The organism is Ruegeria sp. BHSC029 (assembly GCF_059613085.1).
The window spans coordinates 1-19,608 of record NZ_JBXWRU010000011.1; the positions used below are offsets into that span (position 1 = coordinate 1).

Annotated in this window: 20 protein-coding genes and 1 pseudogene; 12 read left to right on the forward strand and 9 right to left on the reverse strand. The window is 53.5% G+C overall.

Annotated features, from left to right (window positions below; genetic code table 11):
• Positions 1-208: 208 nt before the first annotated feature.
• The 4 genes from AC2FML_RS18825 (at position 209) to AC2FML_RS18840 (ending at position 4,036) form a co-directional block, all read left to right on the forward strand.
• Positions 209-913 carry an IS6 family transposase gene (locus AC2FML_RS18825; RefSeq protein WP_170340517.1) on the forward strand — a complete coding sequence of 235 codons (705 nt, stop codon included), beginning with the start codon at positions 209-211 and terminating at the stop codon, positions 911-913.
• A 939-nt stretch (positions 914-1,852) separates the two neighbouring features.
• Positions 1,853-2,167: a hypothetical protein gene (locus AC2FML_RS18830; protein ID WP_093964951.1), complete on the forward strand. Its 315-nt coding sequence runs from the start codon at positions 1,853-1,855 to the stop codon at positions 2,165-2,167.
• Positions 2,168-2,185: 18 nt separating this feature from the next.
• The gene (locus AC2FML_RS18835) at positions 2,186-2,809 is read left to right on the forward strand and encodes a hypothetical protein (RefSeq protein ID WP_496784066.1); all 624 of its coding nucleotides are present in this window, start codon (positions 2,186-2,188) and stop codon (positions 2,807-2,809) included.
• A 765-nt stretch (positions 2,810-3,574) separates the two neighbouring features.
• Positions 3,575-4,036, forward strand: a complete 462-nt coding sequence (locus AC2FML_RS18840; RefSeq protein WP_141138520.1) for a hypothetical protein — start codon at positions 3,575-3,577, stop codon at positions 4,034-4,036.
• A gap of 64 nt (positions 4,037-4,100) precedes the next feature.
• Here AC2FML_RS18840 and AC2FML_RS18845 read toward each other — a convergent pair whose 3' ends face one another.
• From AC2FML_RS18845 to AC2FML_RS18860, 4 genes are all read right to left on the reverse strand, one after another.
• On the reverse strand, positions 4,101-4,427 hold the full coding sequence (locus AC2FML_RS18845) for a hypothetical protein (RefSeq protein WP_141138521.1): 327 nt from the start codon (positions 4,425-4,427) through the stop codon (positions 4,101-4,103).
• Positions 4,428-4,432: 5 nt separating this feature from the next.
• Complete coding sequence (locus AC2FML_RS18850) at positions 4,433-4,954, reverse strand: hypothetical protein (protein WP_093964955.1); 522 nt, start codon at positions 4,952-4,954, stop codon at positions 4,433-4,435.
• 28 nt (positions 4,955-4,982) lie between these two features.
• Complete coding sequence (locus AC2FML_RS18855; protein WP_496784067.1) at positions 4,983-5,753, reverse strand: hypothetical protein; 771 nt, start codon at positions 5,751-5,753, stop codon at positions 4,983-4,985.
• A gap of 73 nt (positions 5,754-5,826) precedes the next feature.
• The gene (locus tag AC2FML_RS18860; protein ID WP_496784068.1) at positions 5,827-6,342 is read right to left on the reverse strand and encodes a DUF805 domain-containing protein; all 516 of its coding nucleotides are present in this window, start codon (positions 6,340-6,342) and stop codon (positions 5,827-5,829) included.
• 288 nt (positions 6,343-6,630) lie between these two features.
• Here AC2FML_RS18860 and AC2FML_RS18865 point away from each other — a divergent pair.
• The 3 genes and pseudogenes from AC2FML_RS18865 to AC2FML_RS18875 all read left to right on the forward strand — a co-directional run.
• Positions 6,631-6,793: pseudogene (locus AC2FML_RS18865) on the forward strand (IS6 family transposase); the annotation flags it as partial.
• A gap of 133 nt (positions 6,794-6,926) precedes the next feature.
• The gene (locus tag AC2FML_RS18870; protein WP_093964958.1) at positions 6,927-7,304 is read left to right on the forward strand and encodes a SnoaL-like domain-containing protein; all 378 of its coding nucleotides are present in this window, start codon (positions 6,927-6,929) and stop codon (positions 7,302-7,304) included.
• A gap of 88 nt (positions 7,305-7,392) precedes the next feature.
• Positions 7,393-8,238, forward strand: coding sequence for a universal stress protein (locus AC2FML_RS18875; RefSeq protein ID WP_170370237.1), 846 nt, complete (start codon positions 7,393-7,395; stop codon positions 8,236-8,238).
• Positions 8,239-8,316: 78 nt separating this feature from the next.
• Here the strand turns inward: AC2FML_RS18875 and AC2FML_RS18880 are convergent, their stop codons facing one another.
• Together AC2FML_RS18880 and AC2FML_RS18885 are read right to left on the reverse strand one after the other, a co-directional pair.
• Positions 8,317-8,883 (reverse strand): flavodoxin domain-containing protein, encoded by a 567-nt coding sequence (locus AC2FML_RS18880; protein WP_496736494.1) that lies wholly within the window; start codon positions 8,881-8,883, stop codon positions 8,317-8,319.
• Between the two features lie 336 nt (positions 8,884-9,219).
• Positions 9,220-10,524 (reverse strand): ferredoxin reductase family protein, encoded by a 1,305-nt coding sequence (locus tag AC2FML_RS18885; protein ID WP_093964960.1) that lies wholly within the window; start codon positions 10,522-10,524, stop codon positions 9,220-9,222.
• Between the two features lie 278 nt (positions 10,525-10,802).
• On the opposite strand from AC2FML_RS18885, the gene AC2FML_RS18890 reads away from it, so the two are divergent.
• Together AC2FML_RS18890 and AC2FML_RS18895 are read left to right on the forward strand one after the other, a co-directional pair.
• Entirely contained in the window at positions 10,803-11,306 is a 504-nt protein-coding gene (locus AC2FML_RS18890; RefSeq protein WP_093964961.1) for an Hsp20/alpha crystallin family protein, read from the forward strand.
• Between the two features lie 219 nt (positions 11,307-11,525).
• Positions 11,526-13,115, forward strand: a complete 1,590-nt coding sequence (locus AC2FML_RS18895; protein WP_496784069.1) for a trypsin-like peptidase domain-containing protein — start codon at positions 11,526-11,528, stop codon at positions 13,113-13,115.
• Here AC2FML_RS18895 and AC2FML_RS18900 read toward each other — a convergent pair whose 3' ends face one another.
• Together AC2FML_RS18900 and AC2FML_RS18905 are read right to left on the reverse strand one after the other, a co-directional pair.
• Complete coding sequence (locus tag AC2FML_RS18900; RefSeq protein WP_496784070.1) at positions 13,116-14,732, reverse strand: MFS transporter; 1,617 nt, start codon at positions 14,730-14,732, stop codon at positions 13,116-13,118.
• Between the two features lie 42 nt (positions 14,733-14,774).
• Positions 14,775-15,995: an APC family permease gene (locus AC2FML_RS18905; protein ID WP_260065402.1), complete on the reverse strand. Its 1,221-nt coding sequence runs from the start codon at positions 15,993-15,995 to the stop codon at positions 14,775-14,777.
• A 755-nt stretch (positions 15,996-16,750) separates the two neighbouring features.
• Here AC2FML_RS18905 and AC2FML_RS18910 point away from each other — a divergent pair.
• Positions 16,751-17,158 (forward strand): c-type cytochrome, encoded by a 408-nt coding sequence (locus AC2FML_RS18910; protein ID WP_141138522.1) that lies wholly within the window; start codon positions 16,751-16,753, stop codon positions 17,156-17,158.
• On the opposite strand, the gene AC2FML_RS18915 is transcribed toward AC2FML_RS18910, so the two are convergent.
• On the reverse strand, positions 17,159-18,331 hold the full coding sequence (locus tag AC2FML_RS18915; protein WP_496784071.1) for a cation:proton antiporter: 1,173 nt from the start codon (positions 18,329-18,331) through the stop codon (positions 17,159-17,161). It abuts the gene before it with no gap.
• Positions 18,332-18,532: 201 nt separating this feature from the next.
• Between AC2FML_RS18915 and AC2FML_RS18920 the strand changes: the two genes are divergently transcribed.
• A complete protein-coding gene (locus AC2FML_RS18920) occupies positions 18,533-18,982 on the forward strand; it encodes a phasin family protein (protein ID WP_170343047.1) in 450 nt (149 codons plus the stop codon).
• A 57-nt stretch (positions 18,983-19,039) separates the two neighbouring features.
• A complete protein-coding gene (locus tag AC2FML_RS18925) occupies positions 19,040-19,447 on the forward strand; it encodes a universal stress protein (RefSeq protein ID WP_093964967.1) in 408 nt (135 codons plus the stop codon).
• Positions 19,448-19,608 lie beyond the last annotated feature (161 nt).

Sequence of the window (19,608 nt, forward strand, 5' to 3'; positions counted from 1 at the left end):
CTTCAAGCTGACCCGCGCCGCCGCTCTTAGCGAGTGGCGTCAGCTTTGTTCCGGATAGGTTCGCGGTTTCCGCGGCAAACTGAGACTGGTTCGAATTCGTCTGACAGCACCAAGGCGAGCTGAGCACGGGTGCGGATGAAGGCGTCAGGGAGGTAGTGTCAGAGGAACTTATCTTGAGGCAGGGCAGGCCGCTGGCTAGCGTCCCTGCATGACCAGATCCCGTCCCTTCAAGTACTTCAAAACTAGCCCGGAGATCATCCGCTTGGCGGTGATGCTCTACGTCCGTTTTCCGCTCTCGCTCAGGAATGTCGAAGATCTCCTTCATGAAAGGGGTGTCGATGTGAGCCACGAAACGGTCCGATATTGGTGGCACAGGTTCGGTCCGATGTTCGCCTCGGAGATCCGAAAACGCCGGATCGGAGGGAAAAAATCCAGCCGGTGGCGCTGGCACCTCGACGAAATGTTCGTGAAGATCAACGGTGAGCGTCACTACCTCTGGCGGGCTGTTGATCACGAGGGCGAGGTGCTGGAAAGCTTCGTGACGAAGACACGAGACAAGAAGGCGGCGCTCAAATTTCTCAAGAAAGCAATGCGCAAGCACGGTCGTCCCGAGGCAATCGTGACGGACAAGCTCCGGTCCTATGGCGCCGCTCTGAAGGAACTCGGAGCAGGCGACCGGCAGGAGACAGGTCGCTGGCTCAACAACCGAGCGGAGAACTCACACCTGCCTTTCCGACGACGGGAGCGAGCGATGCTCAGGTTCCGGCGCATGCGAAGTCTACAGAAGTTCGCCTCCGTCCATGCCTCCGTCACAAACCATTTCAATCACGAGCGCAGCCTCTCCAGCAGACCCCAGTTCAAGTTGAACCGCGCCGCCGCTCTCGCCGAATGGCGCGGACTCTGCGCTGGATAAGAGGCAGTGACCCTGTCCTGGCAGAGACTGGTTCGAATTGGTCTGACAGCACCCAAGTTGCAGCTAATGACTGTTTCGAGCCCGAAGCTGCCGTTTATCCGGCCTATGGCCCTACTACGCATCGAACGTTTGCCCTGACCCCGAAGCGGACACAATTTGATTGGACTGAATTAGGTAGCGTATTCAAATCGCAAAAATTTGACCAACCAAGTGAATACCGTATTGTTGAATATGGGACAAAATTAAGATCCCGGAGAAAGCGCCTCGGCGCTTTCCTAGGTCAACGTGAAACAGGGTACATTATGAAAAACTTTCTTTTGGCTTTTCCAGCGGTTGCACTTCTCACCGCTTGTGATGAAGGTAGCACAACCAGTGCTACGTCGGCGGCACCAAACGCGGCGGAGCAAGCTTGCTTGCGTGATGTCACTGCGACAACCAACAATCCGGATGTGGCACTGCTCGGTTCGGAGTTCTCTGAAGCCGGGACGTTTGTGCGCGTCGGCGTCGGACCGGACCGCGCGCCATGGCAGTGCATCGCTTACAGTGACGGCTCCACAGACGGTATAATGTCGCTTACTAACGAAGGAACGCTCTAGTTTTGCGAAATAGCTTGCTGGAACGTTGCGATGACTGATGCTGTGCAAAGCCGCGATTTGGGTTTTCATGTTGCTGTGGGCAGGCGCGAGTTTCATCTTTATGACAGGAACCTTCGGCTGGTTTGAACAGCCAAGAGATCCCTTGTCTGGGCTATTTCTGCTACCCTTGGGCCTACCGTGGGTTCTTGCAATTGAATTTGCGCCGGAGACCGTCAGGCCACTGTTAGCAATACTGGCGCCGTCGGTGAATTTGGTGATTTTGGTGAGATTATGCAGGAAAAAGAATAGAGCAAATTAGCCTCTGTAATGGTGACAAACCTCAGAGCATTAGGAAACAAAACAAATGGGTAAACTGATTTTGGGACTGGTTATAGGGCTGCTTGTGGGCGGTATTGGTGGCGGGATGCTGGGCATCGGCAGTGGCGCTGGAATGGGCATCGCTACCGGGCTTTCAGCCGGTGTTTGTGGGATTGCAAATGCAGCGCAACAGGAGGGCCTTCTGACAGAAGAACAGGTCGATCAAGTTTTTAACCGTGCTGTCACTAACCTGAGAGAACTGACCCCGGACGCGGAAGAAAACGGGGATGCGATCGTCGGAGCGGCCAGCGAATGTGATGCCGTATTGCAGCAACTGCGCGACGCGGCGGTGTCTAATTAATACCAGGAGAGTTTAGTTATGCGATCAAAGGTTCTGGCTTTGTCTCTTTGTATCTCGCCGACGTTCGCCTCGGCCGCTGACGTCGGACAGGACGCGATTGACAGTTGCATCGACCAATTGCGTTCTGTGGGTGGGCCGGACGGACAAAGCGGCACTGTTCTGTCTACAGAGTTTTCCGAAGCAAATTCGCTCGTCATGCTGCAAGACAAAGGCGAGACAGTCTGGAGATGTCTTGTGTCCAACGACGGTCAAGTCGCTGAACTCAGCGTCGCGCAGGCCGCCGATGACGGCCAAGGCGCAATGGCGGGGTCCGGCGGTTTACTCGTAGTTTCAGGAACCCAACGGGTCCAATTCGCGGCAGGTACCAGCGGCGCAGCGATGTCGGGCACTTTGAACCCGAATACATCAGTGAGCTACGTGCTCGGCGCAGCAGATGGTCAGTTCATGCGCGTGGACGTGGGTTCCCACGGTGGCGCGTTGGACTACAAAATTTTCAACCCGGATGGCTCGCTCCTTCTAGACCTGATCTCTTCTGATACCCCTTATCGAGGCCAACTTTGGCAGTCTGGCGATCATGTGGTCGAGGTCCTAAACGCCGGGGCGCAACCGGTCACCTTTGATATTGGTATCGGCATCGAGTAGCCACCGAGTTCAACAAGCAGGAAATCCAATGAAGTCATTTGTTCCCTTTGTGGCTGGATTTGCAGCACTTGGCCTTGTCGCATGTGATACTCCAAGCACTTCTACCGAACCGGGCCAACCTGCTATTGGCAGTTCAAGCGATTTGACTGCATTCGAAGGAGCACGTGCCGGCCAAGCGGAGATGGGCATACAGAACCTCGGGTACGAGTTGATCCGCTCCGAGGGTCTCACGTCATTCTGGTTTAACCGTGATACTGGCGCTTGCGCGCGGATAACAACGGCGGATGGTCGCTACTCTGATGTGACTATGCTGCCTGCGGAGGACTGCTAATGGATTGGTTGCACGCGATTGTCACGGGTCTTTTGTGTGGTGGCGCATATTGGGCTGTAAGAAGTATGGGTTGGTTTGAGAACCGTTCAAAAGTTCAACAAGCGTTGATTTTCTTTCCGATCATTTTCATCGTCGTTTTGATCTTGAACCTTATCTGGCCATCGGCCTGATCGCTGCGCCGTTTGAACCTCGCTGACACTTAACGTTCGAAGGCAGGAAAACTCGCACGGGTTCTTTCCCTTTTCTGACAGACCGCAAAGTCGGCAAAGTAGACATTCTTAAAAAAAACCTGCCAATGACCGCACCGAGCCCTTCTCGGATCTTGATCGCGCGCGCAGCATTCGAAACCATGGGCAGAGACACTCGCTGCATTCGATGGCATAGCAAACAGGTGTTTTAAAGTTTTCAAACAACTTCGCACAATGGAGAACCAAATGTGTCGATCGATCCTGATGCTGCTAATCGCAATGTGGATATTGATAGGTCCAGCATCATCCCAACCGCTCTTTGAGGATTCAAAGGCTTTCGATCCTTCCAGCGAAACGGCAATGGCGATTACCGGGCCAGTAATCTTGTCCACCAAGCGGATGGTCTTCGAGACCGGCAGGTTTCTTGATCTCGAAGTTCATGACCCCAAGAGTTCAGGCAATTGGGGTGCGTCTGGCGACGTGCCTGTTGCTCAGGTGTTTCGTGTATCAGGCGATGCAGGCCCACTAAGGCAGGGAAACACGCTTTGTGGCGACCAACCAGTCACGTATATGGCAACCTGGAGTGAGGACAGCTCCGGGTTTACCTACCTTGGCGTAGCGATGTTTACTGGCATGGAACCGCCTGCAGGCATTGCCGGTCAAGCGTTGTGCGCGACGTACTTCTTCTCGATGGATGTTCCGGAGTAGTCCGGCAGTTGTCCTGAACTCATCGACAGAGAGGACCATTCAAAGTCCAGGGCAAGCATGTGGTTCAGCGGTAGGGAATGCTGAAGAACGAGAAGCTGTTGGTTTGGGTGATTACGGGCGCTCCCGTTTCCGCCATTAGGCTTGCCATTGCTGCACTTCCCGTCGGACAGGCCACAAGATCGGCCGAATCGTCGAGCAAATCGCCAGTAAACGCCGTTTCGCCGACAAGCTGGCACTCGTCCGCAACACTTCGGTAACCGCGAACGAAGTTCAGTTCCGGGTCGGGTTCGCTGATCGCTAACTCTTGAGCGGTTTCGACGCATCCCGTCACCGACAGCGCCAAAGCGCAGGCACATATGGCACGCATGATCTTTTCGAGGCGCCTTTCCATATATTCTACTCCCACTCTGCACCCGTGCTGCGCCAGACCGTTTCATCTGAATCCCAAACACTGGCCACGATGCAGGGCGTTGGGTTGATCCCACCACATTGCGAGCCATGCACATCCGCCAAAAGCACGCGAAATGGGCCGATGTTCGCCATGTCCCATCCCTGATTGAGAAGCGAGAACAAATGTTCCTCGACCAAGAAGTGAGACATGCAACCGCCTGTCCCGCAATAGAGCGACACAGCGGTGGAACAGGCAAAACCCGCCTCGTCCAGAACCCAGTCCCGCTCGATGTCTCCATCGAGATCGACGCGGTGGATGGCTCCCAACTCAAGGGCGAACTGCCCGTTCTCCATATCCGAACATGCCTGCTGCGCGGCCTCTACTCTTTCAAGAAGCTGTGTGGGCAGCCCGGACAAATCCTGCGCGTGCGCCGAGGGCGTATAGAAGGCCACGGAAAGAGCACAAACAGCAACCGCCAAAACCCCAGCGCCGGCGCGATTGCCATTTCCAACCAGTTGGCTACCCATATTCGTGTCTCCAGCCCTTCCGTGTGCCTCAGTTGCACTGATCGTAGGTGTAATCGCCAAACTCGATCCAGTTCCGGCCCCCATCGCTGAAGACGAGGAACTCTGACCGATCTTCACCCAGGAGCGCCACCTGGAAGCCTGCTGGTGGTTCAGAATTTCCGAAGAAGTTATATGAAGTCATCGCCCGAACTGTCTCACCATTGACGGTCACGATAGCATTCCACTGCTCGCCGGGTTGACCCACGATGGCGTATTCGATGACCCTCTGCACGGCACCGCCACCGCAATACACAATGCCTTCTGGCGCCTCCATGCTCTGAGATGTCGACGCGTTAGAGCCGCAGGCCGCGCGCAGGGATCTTACCGCCGCGGAAGATCCTTTGAGCGTGAAGATACCATAAGAGACATCCTGGTCAGCCATCGAAAGGTTCAGAACGGCGTTCTGCGCAATCTGATCCAAAACGAAATCATAGTCGCCCTGATCGAAGAAACGGACCTCAACAGGATAGTTGTCGACGAGCGAGATATCCGCATTCACTGATCCTGCCTGAAACGCACCTACCTCGGTCGAACCATCCTTCATGAACCGAAAGGACAGGCCCTGCCTGGAGACAATATCCTGCGAGTCGTCATAACCTGCTGGCGCGAAACGGACACGGTCGCACTGCAACTCCAGAGTCATGTCGCCGGTCTGAATGAAGGCGTTGGCGTTCGGCGGCCCACTGAAGTTCCACTCAGCCATGGCAGGTGATGACACCATGATTGTGAGGACCGTGCCGGCGACTAGATGTCTCTTCATAAGTAACCTCCTAGGCAACTAAGCCATGTTTCGTCATTCCGCCGCGAAAGCACTGATGATCCACGTCATAAGTTCAAACTGCTGGTGCACCATATTCATTTTTACCTTCCTGTGACGGTCGGCTTAGCCACCAGATCATCAGCACAGAGAGTATCAGTTGAAGAACTCCCACAACCATCAAACCAGTGACGCCAAGTAGAGCCGCTGGGCCCCTCAATGCTTCAGAGTCGTCAGCCCCTTGCTCGAGGACTGAAAATACAGCGATGCCACTGAACAGCATGAACATGGTTGCGATGCTGAGCGCTGCAGGCAAGAGCAAGTACCAGCCTGATCTTCCAGTGTCATGCAAATGCCGCCATCCGGCGGCCAGCATGGGCACGACAACTGCAAGTTGGAAGATCGGAGTTAAGACTTGGCTACTCTCTCCAGTTTCAGGGTTCACGCCGAATAGAGAGGCGTCGATGATTGCCAAAACAATGCTGACGAGGACCACGAACAACACAAACCACCAGTACTCTGACCGCGCCGCGCGCCCGGAAAAAACGAAGTATTTTGTGAGGCACGTCTTTATTGCTTCAACAAAACTCATGTTTGTTCATTCCCTGAAAACGTTGCCACATATGTTCTGCCAAGAGGAAACGTAACACAAGCATTGGTCAATGGGTCATGTGTCTGTCGGAATATTGCTGCGCTGAGGCGAACGGCAGCTAGTGTCCGCAATGCAGTCGTTCAATGAATTTGGCTGAGCGACCGCATCGAGCCCGTATAGCTCATTGGCGAACGGCGCTGCAGCTGTCTCTATGGGCGGTTAGCAGACCTCCGCTACGCGGTGCCCCAACGGCTAGTCTGCGGACAAAACAACCTTTCGCGACATACGATGCAGCGGTTAAGGCGGATGCGAAGTTTGAAGAAGCTCGTCGCCGTTCACTCCTCCGTCTCCAATCACTTCAGCCTTGGGCGATCCCTTCCCAACCGAGACACCTTCAAGTTGTCACGGCGCCGCCGCTCTTGCCGAGTGGCGCGAACTTGGCGCGCTATAAGCGACATGTCTGTTGGCCTAGCTGAGACTTGTTCGAACCGGCCTCACAGTATCCATCGATATTCTTATTGATCCTTGTCAAGATTGGCGCGGGCAAGACGTGGTACTGTCAATGGTAATTCAGGGGGGGGCTCATGGAAGAGTTGATCGAAATCGGAAGATCATTCGCCCAGGCCATGCGTGAGCGCAGGGGCCTTGCAAGTGTTGATGAAATGTATGCCGAAAACGCACAGTCGATAGAGGCAGTCGTGCCTCCGGTTCGACAATTCCGCGTTTCAAAGGGGCGAGAAGCCATCAAGGGAAAAAGAGAGGATTGGTTGGCATCGCATGAAATCCAAGAACTAGAAGTGGATGGCCCCTACGTCCACCCACCCAACCGCTTTGGAGTGCGCTTCAGAGCCGAGGTCGTTCAGAAGGCCACGGGTGAGCGTATGACCCTGCGCGAGATCGCGGTGTATTCGGTGGCGGAAGGCAAGATTGTGCTGGAAGAGTTTTTCATGCTGCCGAAATAAGAAGAGCGACCAACAACACTGTCTCTTCGTAGGTTTAATCCGTGAGCACGGCCTTTGGGCGAATTGAAATTCCGGACGGAGGTCGGGAATGCAACACAAAACAGTGGCATATTATGTAGGAGTTGATGCTGACGACGCGTCGATTTTGGAATGCGCTGAAACTGCTTGTAACCACAACATTCACTTGAATTGCGTGTTGATCGCGGACTTACCCAACCTGCCGTACCTAAAGTATGGATCAAACAGGTTCGTTGAGGCGGGTCTTCCCTCAAACTGGTTGGATGTTCTTAACGGAAAAAATGCCGCCTTGAAGTCCCGCGCCACAGAAGTTGAAGCGCTTCTGGTAGGGCAAGGCGTATCTGCAAATGTAATTGCCTTTATGGGATCTGGAGCAGAGTTGAAGCATCTTGTGGCTGGCCAAGCCAATCGCTCTGATATCGCCTTTCTAGACGCTGAGTTGCGAAAAGACCCCGATTTGTTTCATAAGATCGCGTACGGAGTATTGTTCCATTCGCCGGTAGGCCTGATGATAAATGGAGATCCGTTTGCCCAACGCGACTGCATTTTTTTGGCATGGAATGATAGCCTGCCTGCGTCTAGGGTTGCGCATTTAGCTTTACCCATTCTTCTGGCGGCCAACGAAGTTGTGATTGGGTGTTTTGATTTGCCGTCGCCTGATGACGTAGAAGGTCAAGCGCCCGGAACCGACCTAGCTGGATGGCTCAGCCATCACGGTTGCACTGTGACCGTGTCGCAGTTTCGGTGCGGCGGGAATTCAATTGAACACTGCATTCAGGAACGCGCAAGAGAATTGGGGGCCGACCTCGTTGTTATGGGGGCTTACGGGCATTCCCATTTGCGTCAGTCGGTATTTGGGGGAACGACACAAGCAATGTTGGAGCAGACAAGGTTGCCAGTGCTGTTCGGGCACTGATGAAGAGAACTGGCGACTGTGATTTGCTGGTATAGGTAGCTCTATACGTTCATCGGTTAATACGGGAACAGCCAGTTGTTATTGGGTACTCGCTTGAGGTTGAAGCGTGTTTGCCCGCCCGTTTTCGCCAAGGAACTCTATCACAATTAACGTGAGTTCATCCCAGTCAGTAAACTCCCTTGCCCCTTCTCGTGGATCGATTTTTCGACCGAGCAAGACGACGCGCTGAAGAATCTCCCTCTCAAAATACCCGTAGTTTTCGGGCCTCACCGCGCCTGCGATCAAAGCCGTCGCATTTGGTTCAAAACCTGTTCGAAGAAGCATTTCGTCAAGATAGTCGCGTGCTTCTTCTCGACCTGACGCGAAAGCAGCTTTTAGACCGACGGAAAGCACGAGAGACTTTCGCTTCATTAAGGCATCTCTATTTGAAGCGACAAATGCTTCGAATGACTTGGGGTGCTTACGCTCGTGGACAGGGGCCAGGAGAATAACCTTGACCACTTCGTCAAGTGAAACGTGGCTGGGCGTTTCATCGGTATTGATCAGCTTTGCATCGAAACCGGCATTCTTCGCGAGATCGGTGATGAAGCGCGCAATCTTTGCTGTTTGGCCTTCGACCGTGGCGAAGGCGATGAGTAAAGTCATTCCGATCCTCCCAAAAATCGGTCTGAATAGATTGCTTATTATGAATAAGTGACGTGCGTTGCCCTTGATCTCCATCAAAGGCGTTTCATGGGGGCATATCTGGATCGTTGCGGTATGCTCATGCTGTCCACGCGGAGCATGTTTATTAGGAAGTTCGTGACGGCATCCATCTCCAAGAATACCTGCCTTTTCGGCCGGCAGCCTTGAAGCTAGCCAACCCCTGGCGGTCTAGCTTTCTACCTTAAGCAAAAGGCCAAGATAGCGACGAAGATTGAAATACTGATCAACCAAACTGCGAGTTTTACTTGTTGGCGTGCGGGCAGGTTTCTGAGCAGTCTAATCATAGTCAAACCTTTCAGACAAAATCCGGTGTGACGCGGTGCCCCGCTCAATCAGATGATCTTCGACCGTGTCCATCATGGCAGGGGGGCCGCAGAGAACAAAAAGCCAGCTTTCAAATTGTTCAGAAGACAAATTGCGGTCCAACAGATGACCGTCGATCAAGCCTGTCTCTCCGGACCAATCCTCTGGCGGCTCGGATAGAACAAATACTGTTTCTTCTTTGGACAACTCCTGGCGAAAAGCAATCTGCTCCTCCACCCGGTTGCCATAGATAAGCTTGAGCTCGTACTGTGTTCCACTCAACCGTACCTGACGCACAATGCTCAACATGGGCGCGATCCCGACACCACCTGCGATCAGAACAATGCCTTTCTCAGTTCGGTGGCTGATCGATAGATTTCCGTGCGGGGCATCCAGATAGGCCGTGGTTTGCGGAGCGATCTGTCTGAGGCCGCATGTGAAATCCCCAAGCTCCTTTATCATGAATGAAACTTCGGGGCCTTCGGCTGGTGCCGAACTAATCGAGAATGGGTTCTCATGCAGCGAAAAAACACTGTGGCCGACGTTTAGCCAAGCAAATTGCCCTGCTTCGAAGTTTAGTCCGTTGTGACCATCTGGAACGACGCGCAACTCCCATTGCTTCGGTGTTAGTCGAGACACAGACGTGACGCGCCACTGTCTCTTCCTCTGACGTAAAGGGCGAACGAGATAGACATACAGCAAAGTTCCAACTGCAATACTGGTTAGGGCAAGCCAGAGATAGGTTAGTAGCGGATGCCCACCGTAGCGCCCAGCATAGACCGTGTGATGCAACAACAGGCATGCGATCACCAAGGCTCCCAGCCCGTGTAAGAGGCGCCATGTTTCGTATTTGTAATCAAGGGATTTGCGGGCAATTGCCGAGGCGACCAAAATGAACAGAAATAGATATGCGCCGATGCCCGATACCAGCGTAGAAAAGTCGGTGGAAATCGTAAGTTGGTTTGTTTCATCCCACGGGCGGCGTCCGCCCGAAGGCGTACCCTGATAGAGAAGCGGGTGTATCAGCGCAAAGCCGAGTGCTGTACGCGCCATCAACTGATGCACCCGCATGGTTACATCCATACCCAGACCGGAAGAGATGAACCTGAACCGCCCAGACAGCAGGAACTCGACTAAGATTATTGAAAAAGCCAGCATCCCAAGCCCGGACGCGAGCTCTTGATTAAATGATCGTGGTGGCCACCCCAAGGACCAAGAAAAACCCAAGGGAGCCAAGATCAGCAAAACGTAAATCAGCGCCAGATAAGGCCATTTCATACAGTTTTGCTCCACTGTGCTAAAGCTAGGCAGCTCGGGCTCATTCAAAATAAACGCTAAGCTGACCTGGGATTCCGATCAAGACTACTGAGAATGGTGTTAACTTCACCACGACGAGGCAAGTTTAGTGAACGAAGTTTCCCGTTTCTGTTCGTTCAGCCGCCGCGTTCGGTCTGGCTGATCCTGAGGTTGCATGCTTGCGCAAGATCAAGGTCCTTGACCGCTTTTCCTGTCATAATGTTGCGCGCGTGAAATCAGGCCAATGGAGGAGGCTCAAAATGTTAGAAGACAAAAAGTCCCCGCAACTTTTCACTGGAATGCATCCGCTCTCTGACAACTTTCGGCGTGAAATGGAAACCCTGATGTCGCGTTTTCTTGGGGAAGGATCACCCTTCCTGCCGATGGAAACGGCTGCGCAACGCACGGGTTTTCCGTCCCTTGATATGACGGGTGCGATTTCACCGGCAATCGATGTCCAAGAAACGGATTCTGCGATTGTCCTGACGGCTGAATTGCCGGGGCTCGAAGAAGATGATGTGGAAATTGAAATCAAGAATCGCAGGCTAATCCTGCGCGGTCAGAAGAAGATTGCGCATGATGAAACGGGCGATCTTCGTGTCAGCGAAAGAAGCTATGGCAGCTTTTCAAGAGCCATGTCGCTGCCAGATACTGTAGAAATCGACAAGATTTCAGCGACGTTCGACAAGGGCGTTCTGCATATAGAAATGCCGAAGATTGAGCCTCAGGACCCAAGCCGTAAGATCAAGGTATCGTCGAAATAGACGGTCTGGTGGCTCGATACCGTGCTTGAAAAGAGCAAAGCAGAGGGTCGATCGTGGATCGACCTTCTTAGAGTTGCGGCCTGATAAGTGTCTTTGGTTGAATCCGCGCAGGCACCGCAAGCACCTGTACAAATGTGTTTTTTGTACATTCGTACCAGGCCATGGGTTTGGCGTTTAAGCGTGGTAGAATGCCCTCACGCGTTTGGGTAGGGGGCCACAATGCGAAAACCAGAAGAGAGTGGCATGACACCCTCAGGACATGCTGGTGAAGGTGAGGTGCGGGCCTTTCTGGAGAGCCTGACCGGACCATCGCGCGGCTACGTGAACTGGCTGGTCGATAAAGCCCTGACCGTTTCTGTTAACGATGGCAGGGTGTTAAGCCTTCGACCTAAAGACGACCTGCCTCCGCATGACAACGATATTGCCACCTTAAAGTGGGCTGACGACGGTTACACGATAGCCGCGTCAGCAGGGCGCAATGTATGGGTGAACGGACAAAAAGCCTCATCGGCGCTTCTGAGGCATGGCGATATGATCGAGTTCGGCGAAAAGGGCCCAATGTCTCGATACAGGTTGTGCGATCACTCATTTCCCGCGCACCACACAGTCGAAGATATCCTCAGTGACGCCTATGCTTACACCCGAACGAGCCGTCGACCCTTCGCTAAAAAGATGTCTGGTGCCCTGCGCGACAGCGGGCGGCGGCTTGCGTCTCAGACCACGATACTGTTCAGGATCACAGTACTTGCGACGCTTCTTGTGATCGCGGGGTTTGGGTACCTGCTTTACCAAAACGACCGGCGCTTGGCGGATAGTATTGAACAGGAGTCCCGCAAGATCGAAGCGGTCGCGATTATGCTCGCCCAGACGCGAGAAGATGCACTTACGCCTGATGACTTGGCTTCTTTGCGTGAAGCTTTTAAGAACCAGGTTCTGTCGACCGAGCAGCGTCTTGGAACCTTGGAGCAGCGGGCCGGAGCCCCCACGCGGGTGATCGCTGCCTCGACCCGGTCCGTCGCTTTCCTTCAGGGGGCTTATGGACTGCGCCACGTGGAAAGCGGGAAGATATTGCGGCATGTATTGGGACCGAATGGAGAAAACCTGAAAACCCCATTCGGCCAACCTTGGATCGAACCGGACGGGACCGGCGAACCTGCAGAATTTCAATTCACCGGAACCGGCTTTTTGATTGCTGGGGTACCGTTGATGGCCACCAACCGCCATGTCGCTTTGCCCTGGACTTCGGGGAACCGAGAGAAGGCGTTGAGCGACGCTGGCCTTGAGCCTGAAATGTTGAGGCTGTTGGCCTATTTGCCTGATCAAACGGAACCAATAGAGGCGCGTTTGGTTCGGTTCAGCGAAGCAGCAGACTTGGCGATTTTGGCAGTTGAGCCAAGCGTTCAAGACCTCGGAATTCCGTTGGCGGATGCCACGTCGCGCGTCGGTGAAGAGCTTTTTCTGTTGGGATATCCAACGGGTTTGAAAGCTTTGATCGCGCAGGCCGGTCCGGGCTTTCTAGAGGAACTGGAGGCAGAAGGAACGCTGAACTTTTGGTCGATCGCGTCCCGGCTTTCTACTCAAAGCATGATTCACCCACTCGCAAGCCGGGGGATCGTTGCACGAACAAGTGAGAGCGCCATCGTTTATGACGCCGAGACCACGACCGGTGGGAGCGGGGGGCCAGCATTGAATCGGCGGGGCGAGGTCGTTGCGATCAATGCTGCGATCCTGCCCGAGTTTGGTGGCTCAAACATCGGCGTCCCGGTTTCACATCTCAGAGCTCTGCTGAGAGAGGTTGAAAGCCAGTGATCATTCACTCGTTCGGAAGCGCGAGTTTTGAACGAAAAACACTGTGGCCAGTGGAACGATCACCGAGATCACGGCTACGGAGATCAGCAAGTATCCAAGTTGACTGTAGTCCGCGGCAGACGTGACCTCACCGGTCTCTGGATATGTGACGGCGCGTGTGACGACGTATATTTGGTTGAGGTATTTGGTGCTGAGGCTGCTCGCCGACAAAGCCATGTTTGTGAATGATGCCATCACCGCAAAAAAGGTCGCTTTCAACTGAACAGGGGCATTGCGTGCAATCCAAGCCAACATCGGGACCATGGCAATCTGTCCAAGCGGCGATTCAACAGCAGTGTCGAGGATGGCAATAAATCTTGCGTCGACAACACCACCGGTATGCGCCGCCGTCCATTCATGCACACCGTAATAGAGGGCAAGGTTGGGCAGCGCGAGCACGCCCGCCGCAATAGTCAACAGTACCACTACGTGCGCAATCGAACGGTTGGCCATGAATGGCCGCAGAACAATTAACCCGAGCAAGGCCAGCAGCGAGGTCAACAATGCCAGGATTGCCAAGAATTGCTCATCGAACCCCAGTTCATCGATTTCAAACCAAGTCAGGCCTGGTCCTGATAGCGGCACAGCGCGAAACACAAAAATGATTGTCGCTGTCCCGATCAGGGCTCTGGCTTGTGCTGGTTCCAGCTCTTTCAACAGGCGCGACATAAGGTACAGGATCACCGTTAGAGAAACCGCAAAGACTGTTTCTTGCGCAAACTCGAAATCGGCGGTTCCCAACACGATGCTAAGCACAACGAATGCGAAGCCGCCCAGCAATATGGACCATTTGACTTCGGTGACTTCATCCGGCGCGTAGGGCGGGTCGCCCGATCTTATACGCTGACGCTGGATCAAGCTGTGAAGAACGACACCGCTGACGGATAACACAGGGATGGCCAGAGCTATCAGGTACACCTGGCCATAAAGCGCAAGGCGATCGGATTTTTGCAGATCCTCTGTTCCAGAGAAAATCCAGATGTTTACAGCCGCAACAGCGGCAAACCCAGAAATAATGGAAACTCTGCCCAAGGTTTGCATCGTCGTGTGCTGAGCACGGGTTTCTTCAGGCGAAAATGGTAGGCCGTGCTGGTCAACCTTCGGCACCGCCTCAACCGTCATGGCGTCGGCAACAACGTCCTGAATGGCATAGCCCGAAGGCGCCAAGAGCAAGGCAACAACATACCAGTCTTCCAGCGGCATGAAACTGGACATCTGCGCAGGTGCGGTCACGAGCCCGTACATGGTGAGCAAAGACAACGTGATCAAGGACGCGCCGAACAAGATCAGCAGGGACTTCCAGCGCCAAAACAGGTCCACGACATGACCAAGCGGCATTTTTAGTATCCACGGGATACCAGCCCAAAATGCTAGCCCTGCAACGAAAGAGGCGGATAAATCGAGGTAGTCTTTTAGGAAAAAAGCACCAACGACCGAGGTCAGGCCGGACACGCCGGCCGCAAAATAGACCATCAGTGGTGGCAGATAGGACCATTTCAGCTGCTGAACCAGATCCACAAACGTTCTATGCCACCAGGCCGAAAGTTTTGATCCTATGGAAGTTTGGTCAGTCGTCATATGCCGTGGCAGCTCGTTGAGGCCTTTGGGTCGTTGTATCAGTTAGAGAAATCCAGATCCGAAAAGCAATGCACTGGTGATCACCCCAAGGATCGGTATCACAAGAGGAACGCGGAAGTGCTTTGCGGACTCGTCCGGCTTCATCTTCAGCAGGATCAGCGAAATATTGACCAGTACAAAGACGCCGAGAACGATCTGAGACGTGCGCTCTGCCAGAATACCAAGCGGTATAGTTTGGGTCAGCAAAACGATGATCGCCACGACCAGCAAAGTAGCGATAACTGGTGTCTGAGTTGCTTTTGGGACAATCGCCAGAACCTTCGGTAAATGGTTACGGTCAGCTAGGCCGTAGATCACCCTCGAGGCCATGATCATCTGAATCAGTACTCCGTTGACTGTCGCCACAATCGCGACTGCGGAAAAGCCCTGTTTGATCACCTCGGGCGCGTTTGAAAACACAAGCGCGAGGGGGGCTGCGGATGTCGAAAGAACATCGATCGGAACAACAAGTAGAACCGTCATTGAGGTTCCTAGATACAACACGGTCGCCAAAACGAGGGTTAGTAAAATCGCTTTTGGAATCGTGCGGACCGGGTCTTTAACCTCTTCTGCCACGTTGGCCATGTCCTCGAAGCCAACAAATGCAAAAAAGGCGAGAAGTGATGCCGCGAAAATGCCTCTCCACGCGTCGAATTCAAGCGGTGGAAGCATCGAACTGATTCCGTATCCCTGCGGATCCTGAACCGACATGCCCCAGCCAATCACAAAGATAAGGCCTGCGATCTCGATGATCGTAATGACAGCCGCAACAAAGACCGACTCAGTGATCCCCCAAAGTGCGATTAAACCCATGATCAAAACGACGCTGATGGTCAAAACAGGGATCGCAAAACCGGTTAAAGCATGCAGGTATGATGCTGCGCCAATTGCAACTGCAGAGGCAGAGATAATCCCCGAAGCTGCGACCGCGAGGCCGACGAAAACCGCCATCCATCTTTTCTGAAATCCCGCTTCAACATAGGCCGCTTCACCTGCGCTGACGGGGAATCGTGTTGCGAGTTCTGCATACGAAAGCGCGGTGAGTGATACGACGAGCGCGGCTAAAACGAACGAAAACGCTGCAAACGGTCCAGCAATGTCTGCTGTCGCGCCGACTAAAACATAAATGCCCGCTCCGACCGTTACCCCAAGGCCATAAAGCGTGAGCAACGGGGTTGTAAGGGCCCGCCTGAGTTTCTGTTCGTTTGGATCAACAGAGTTCATAAGTGATTTCCGCCAACTGCCCACTCCGAACGTCGTCAGTGGCGTCCTTCTCTTTTTGTCTCGATTGGCGCAGCGGCTTAATCCTATGGTCAAAGCTGCACCGAATGCCGTGTGTCTCAACCTGGGCACATTGGGCGCCAATCAACTAACTGGGGGCTCGCCATCACTCCTGCCGAGCCCCCGTGGGTGGAACTTCCACTCCTTCAAAATTCCATTCACCTTTGTGTTTACTTGGGGACAGGACGGTGAACGTAGAATATGTTGAAACATTCGAATTTTACTATGTAATTCATGTTGGTGCTTTGATCTATGTCAATCACCTCGCTGCGACGGGTCTGCGAGGCTGAACGCAACCCAACTGTCGTTTGTCGTCGGACTTAAAGGCAAAGCAAACATGTTCGATGGTTTCAGATTTAGGGTGGAAAGCAATTCGTGACGCTTTGGAACCTGTTACCAGTCTTGGGCTCGGATGGATGCGCTCAGATGGTTGCATCGCGTGCCTTATCACCTCTGACGAATTCTCAGGTATATGAATATATTGGAAGGAGAACCGTCTGCGCGCAAGGGTGGTGAGGTCAACGATGAGGTGGCGTAGTTGTAGGCCGGCAGGAATAAATTAGGCGCGTACACCAAACGCTATTCGACTGAAACGCCAATCCTCGTACAGGAGCGTCCAAAATGAGCAAGGTCAAAGTGCTTTCTTAAGGATGCCTTATAATTAGATCTTCTTCCGGGGCAGCAAATTGGAGGAGCATATGCAGATTTTTCGAGGGATTTTACTGGCACTGTTCGTCACGGGGCCCGTACTAGCGCAGGAGGTCAGCGTTGATGAGGGAAGTGATTTGTACCGGACGTATTGCTGGCAATGTCACGGTTTCGAAGCAACCGGAGACGGGCCAATGGCGGAAATGCTGGCTATTCGAACACCTGACCTTACCAAATTGGCGGGCGAGAACGGCGGTGTGTTTCCGATAGATCTTATAGCTGAACAGATTGACGGTCGTTCACAATTGCTCGCCCATGGGGGCGAAATGCCAATCTTTGGCGCGGTGTTTGAGACAGACCAACAAATCGCGGTGGCTCTGCCTAATGGGCAACCTATGATGGTAGGCCTGCCGTTGGCGAATTTGCTCGCCTTTCTTGAATCGATCCAGTCTGAATAGTTACTGACCAATCTGCTCATCTGTGTCAGCCGTTCGTCTGATTGACATGAGAGTCAACGGCGGCCCCAACACCTCGAAGGCCACAGCGCTGGCTAGAGTAAAGGCCATGATCGACGCGGCCCAATGTGGAAATTGCTCTCCGGCGACGAGGGCCATTCCTACCGCGACACCGGCCTGTGGTAACAAAGCTGGGCCGTACCAGCGGGTCTGACGGCTAGGCAGGCCGCCAAGTCTCGCTCCACAATAACCCCCGACGAGGCGGGCTACGGCGCGCAAGAATAGGAAAAGACCACCAGCCCAGCCCATCAAGCCGAAGGCTTCAATATCCAGCGTGGCGCCAGCCAGTAGGAAGAACAAAATCATGAACGGCCACTGAATGTGCTCGATCTCATGAAAAGCACGGTCGTGATGGCGGGCAAGATTCCCAATAACTGCGCCAGCAACCATGCTTGCGACAAGGAACGAAACTTCTAGCCACAACGAAAGGCCTGCTGTCAGAAACACGATTCCCACCGCTTCGGCTTGCATTGGCTCTCCCGGCTTCAAGCGACCTGTGAGGTAAGCGGATGGCACGCCTAGCGCGGAACCCAACAAAAAAGCCCCTCCGAAATCCCACATCGCTGTGGTCGTGACGGTGGCCCAACCATCCGAATGACCGGCCAGAACCAAGGCGATGCTGAAAACGATCAGACCCCAAGCGTCATCAATTGCGACGACGCCCTTTAATGTCTCTGTGAAGCTGTTGGACACCCCAGATTGCTTGATCACGTCTGTCATGGCGGCCGGAGCCGTAGCCGTAGCAATTGCCGCCAGCACCAGTGCCAACCCGAAGGGTACGCCGATTGCGGTCAATCCAGCAGACACGATAACAAGGGTTGCAACCACGATTGAAATCGAAATCGTCAGAATGGCTCTGCCATGCCGAACCAGGTTCTCGCGGGTTAAGGAACCTCCAAGAAGAAACGCGACCATCGTTAAAGCCACAATGGAAATCTCGTCGAACCACATTGCAACGTCGAGTGGGATCAAACCCATTCGGGCGTTCCCGGCGATCAGACCGAGGAAAAGCAAGGTTGTAACACGAGGAAGATGCGTTACCCGGCCAAGTTGGTCGGCCGCCAATCCGGCAAGGAAGAGGACACCTAGGGTAATCAGAAAGCCGGCAATGTGCATAGAGATCCAAGCGTTAAGTTCTTGTCTAAACTACTTTAACTCCACCCCTGCCATCTTGGAACCGATGTCGGAGAGAATGCCAATGTCCCGTGGCAGCCTAAGCCGAAGATCCTAAAAAATGGGGGATATTGATCTGTATTAAGGCGAAAGCGCGCCGCAGGTGGCACAATAGCTCATTAAGGAAATGAGGAGGAACTTTCGATGCCGACAAAGAAATCTAGCACAAATAGCCCGACCTCACTTGTGGATGTTTTCAAGCAAATGCAGCCGCCCATGTCTGGCAATCCAGCCTTCGGTGCCCAGATCGAACAATTTTGGGACGCACAAGAAAAAATGCTCGAAGAAACAGAGGCCTTTGCGCAGCATTGGTTCGAACGGCGTCATGAGGCGGTTCGGACGGCTCTACAAGCTGCACGCAAAGTGTCTTCTGCGAACCCGTCCGATCCATCGAAAGCCCTTCAGAGTATGACGGAGTGGCAGCGCCATTCGGCTGAGCGGTTGGTTGCTGACGCGCAGGAATGGTTCGAAACCGTGTCTCGTTGTGCATCTTATGTCGCTGAAACCGAAGCTGAAGCTGTTGAGAAAACAGTTGATGATGTCGTAGCCGCTACAAACAGCGCGGGGAAATCTTCAAAGTCTGAGCCTGTTTAGGGTTCGTGCCGCCGAAAAACCAAACTGAAATCATCGGAGCAGTAGATAGGAGGTCAAATGTACAAAAACATCCTGATCCCGGTTGCTCTGGACAAAGAACACGACACTCAAGCGTCGTTTAAGGCTGCGCGCCAATTGGCTGATGCCGACGCTGTTTTCACCGTTGTGCACGTCCAAGAACCTATTCCGGCATATGTGGGTTCTCAGATTCCAAGTGAAGTGCTTGCACATACGCGGCATGAGATATTGGAGAATCTGCATAACACTGCCTCTGAAATCTCAGACGCGAAGGTACAGCTCATCTCCGGGCATGCGGGTAGGGCAATTGTCGAATTCGCAAACCAGAGCGACGCCGATTGCATCGTCTTAGCTTCGCATAAGCCCGGATTCGAGGACATATTTCTAGGTTCCACTGCGAACAGAGTCGTGCATCATGCCAAGTGTTCGGTTCACGTAATTCGGTGATCCAAAGCTAGCGATGCGAGATCTCTGTGGGGTCTTGTCAGAAGAACTTGGGGTCTTGTCAGAAGAACTTGTCTTGAGGCAGGCAGGACGGTTGCGTAGCTTTTGCCCATGACCAAACCTGCCTCTTTCAAGTACTTCAAAACCAGTCCCGAGGTCATCCG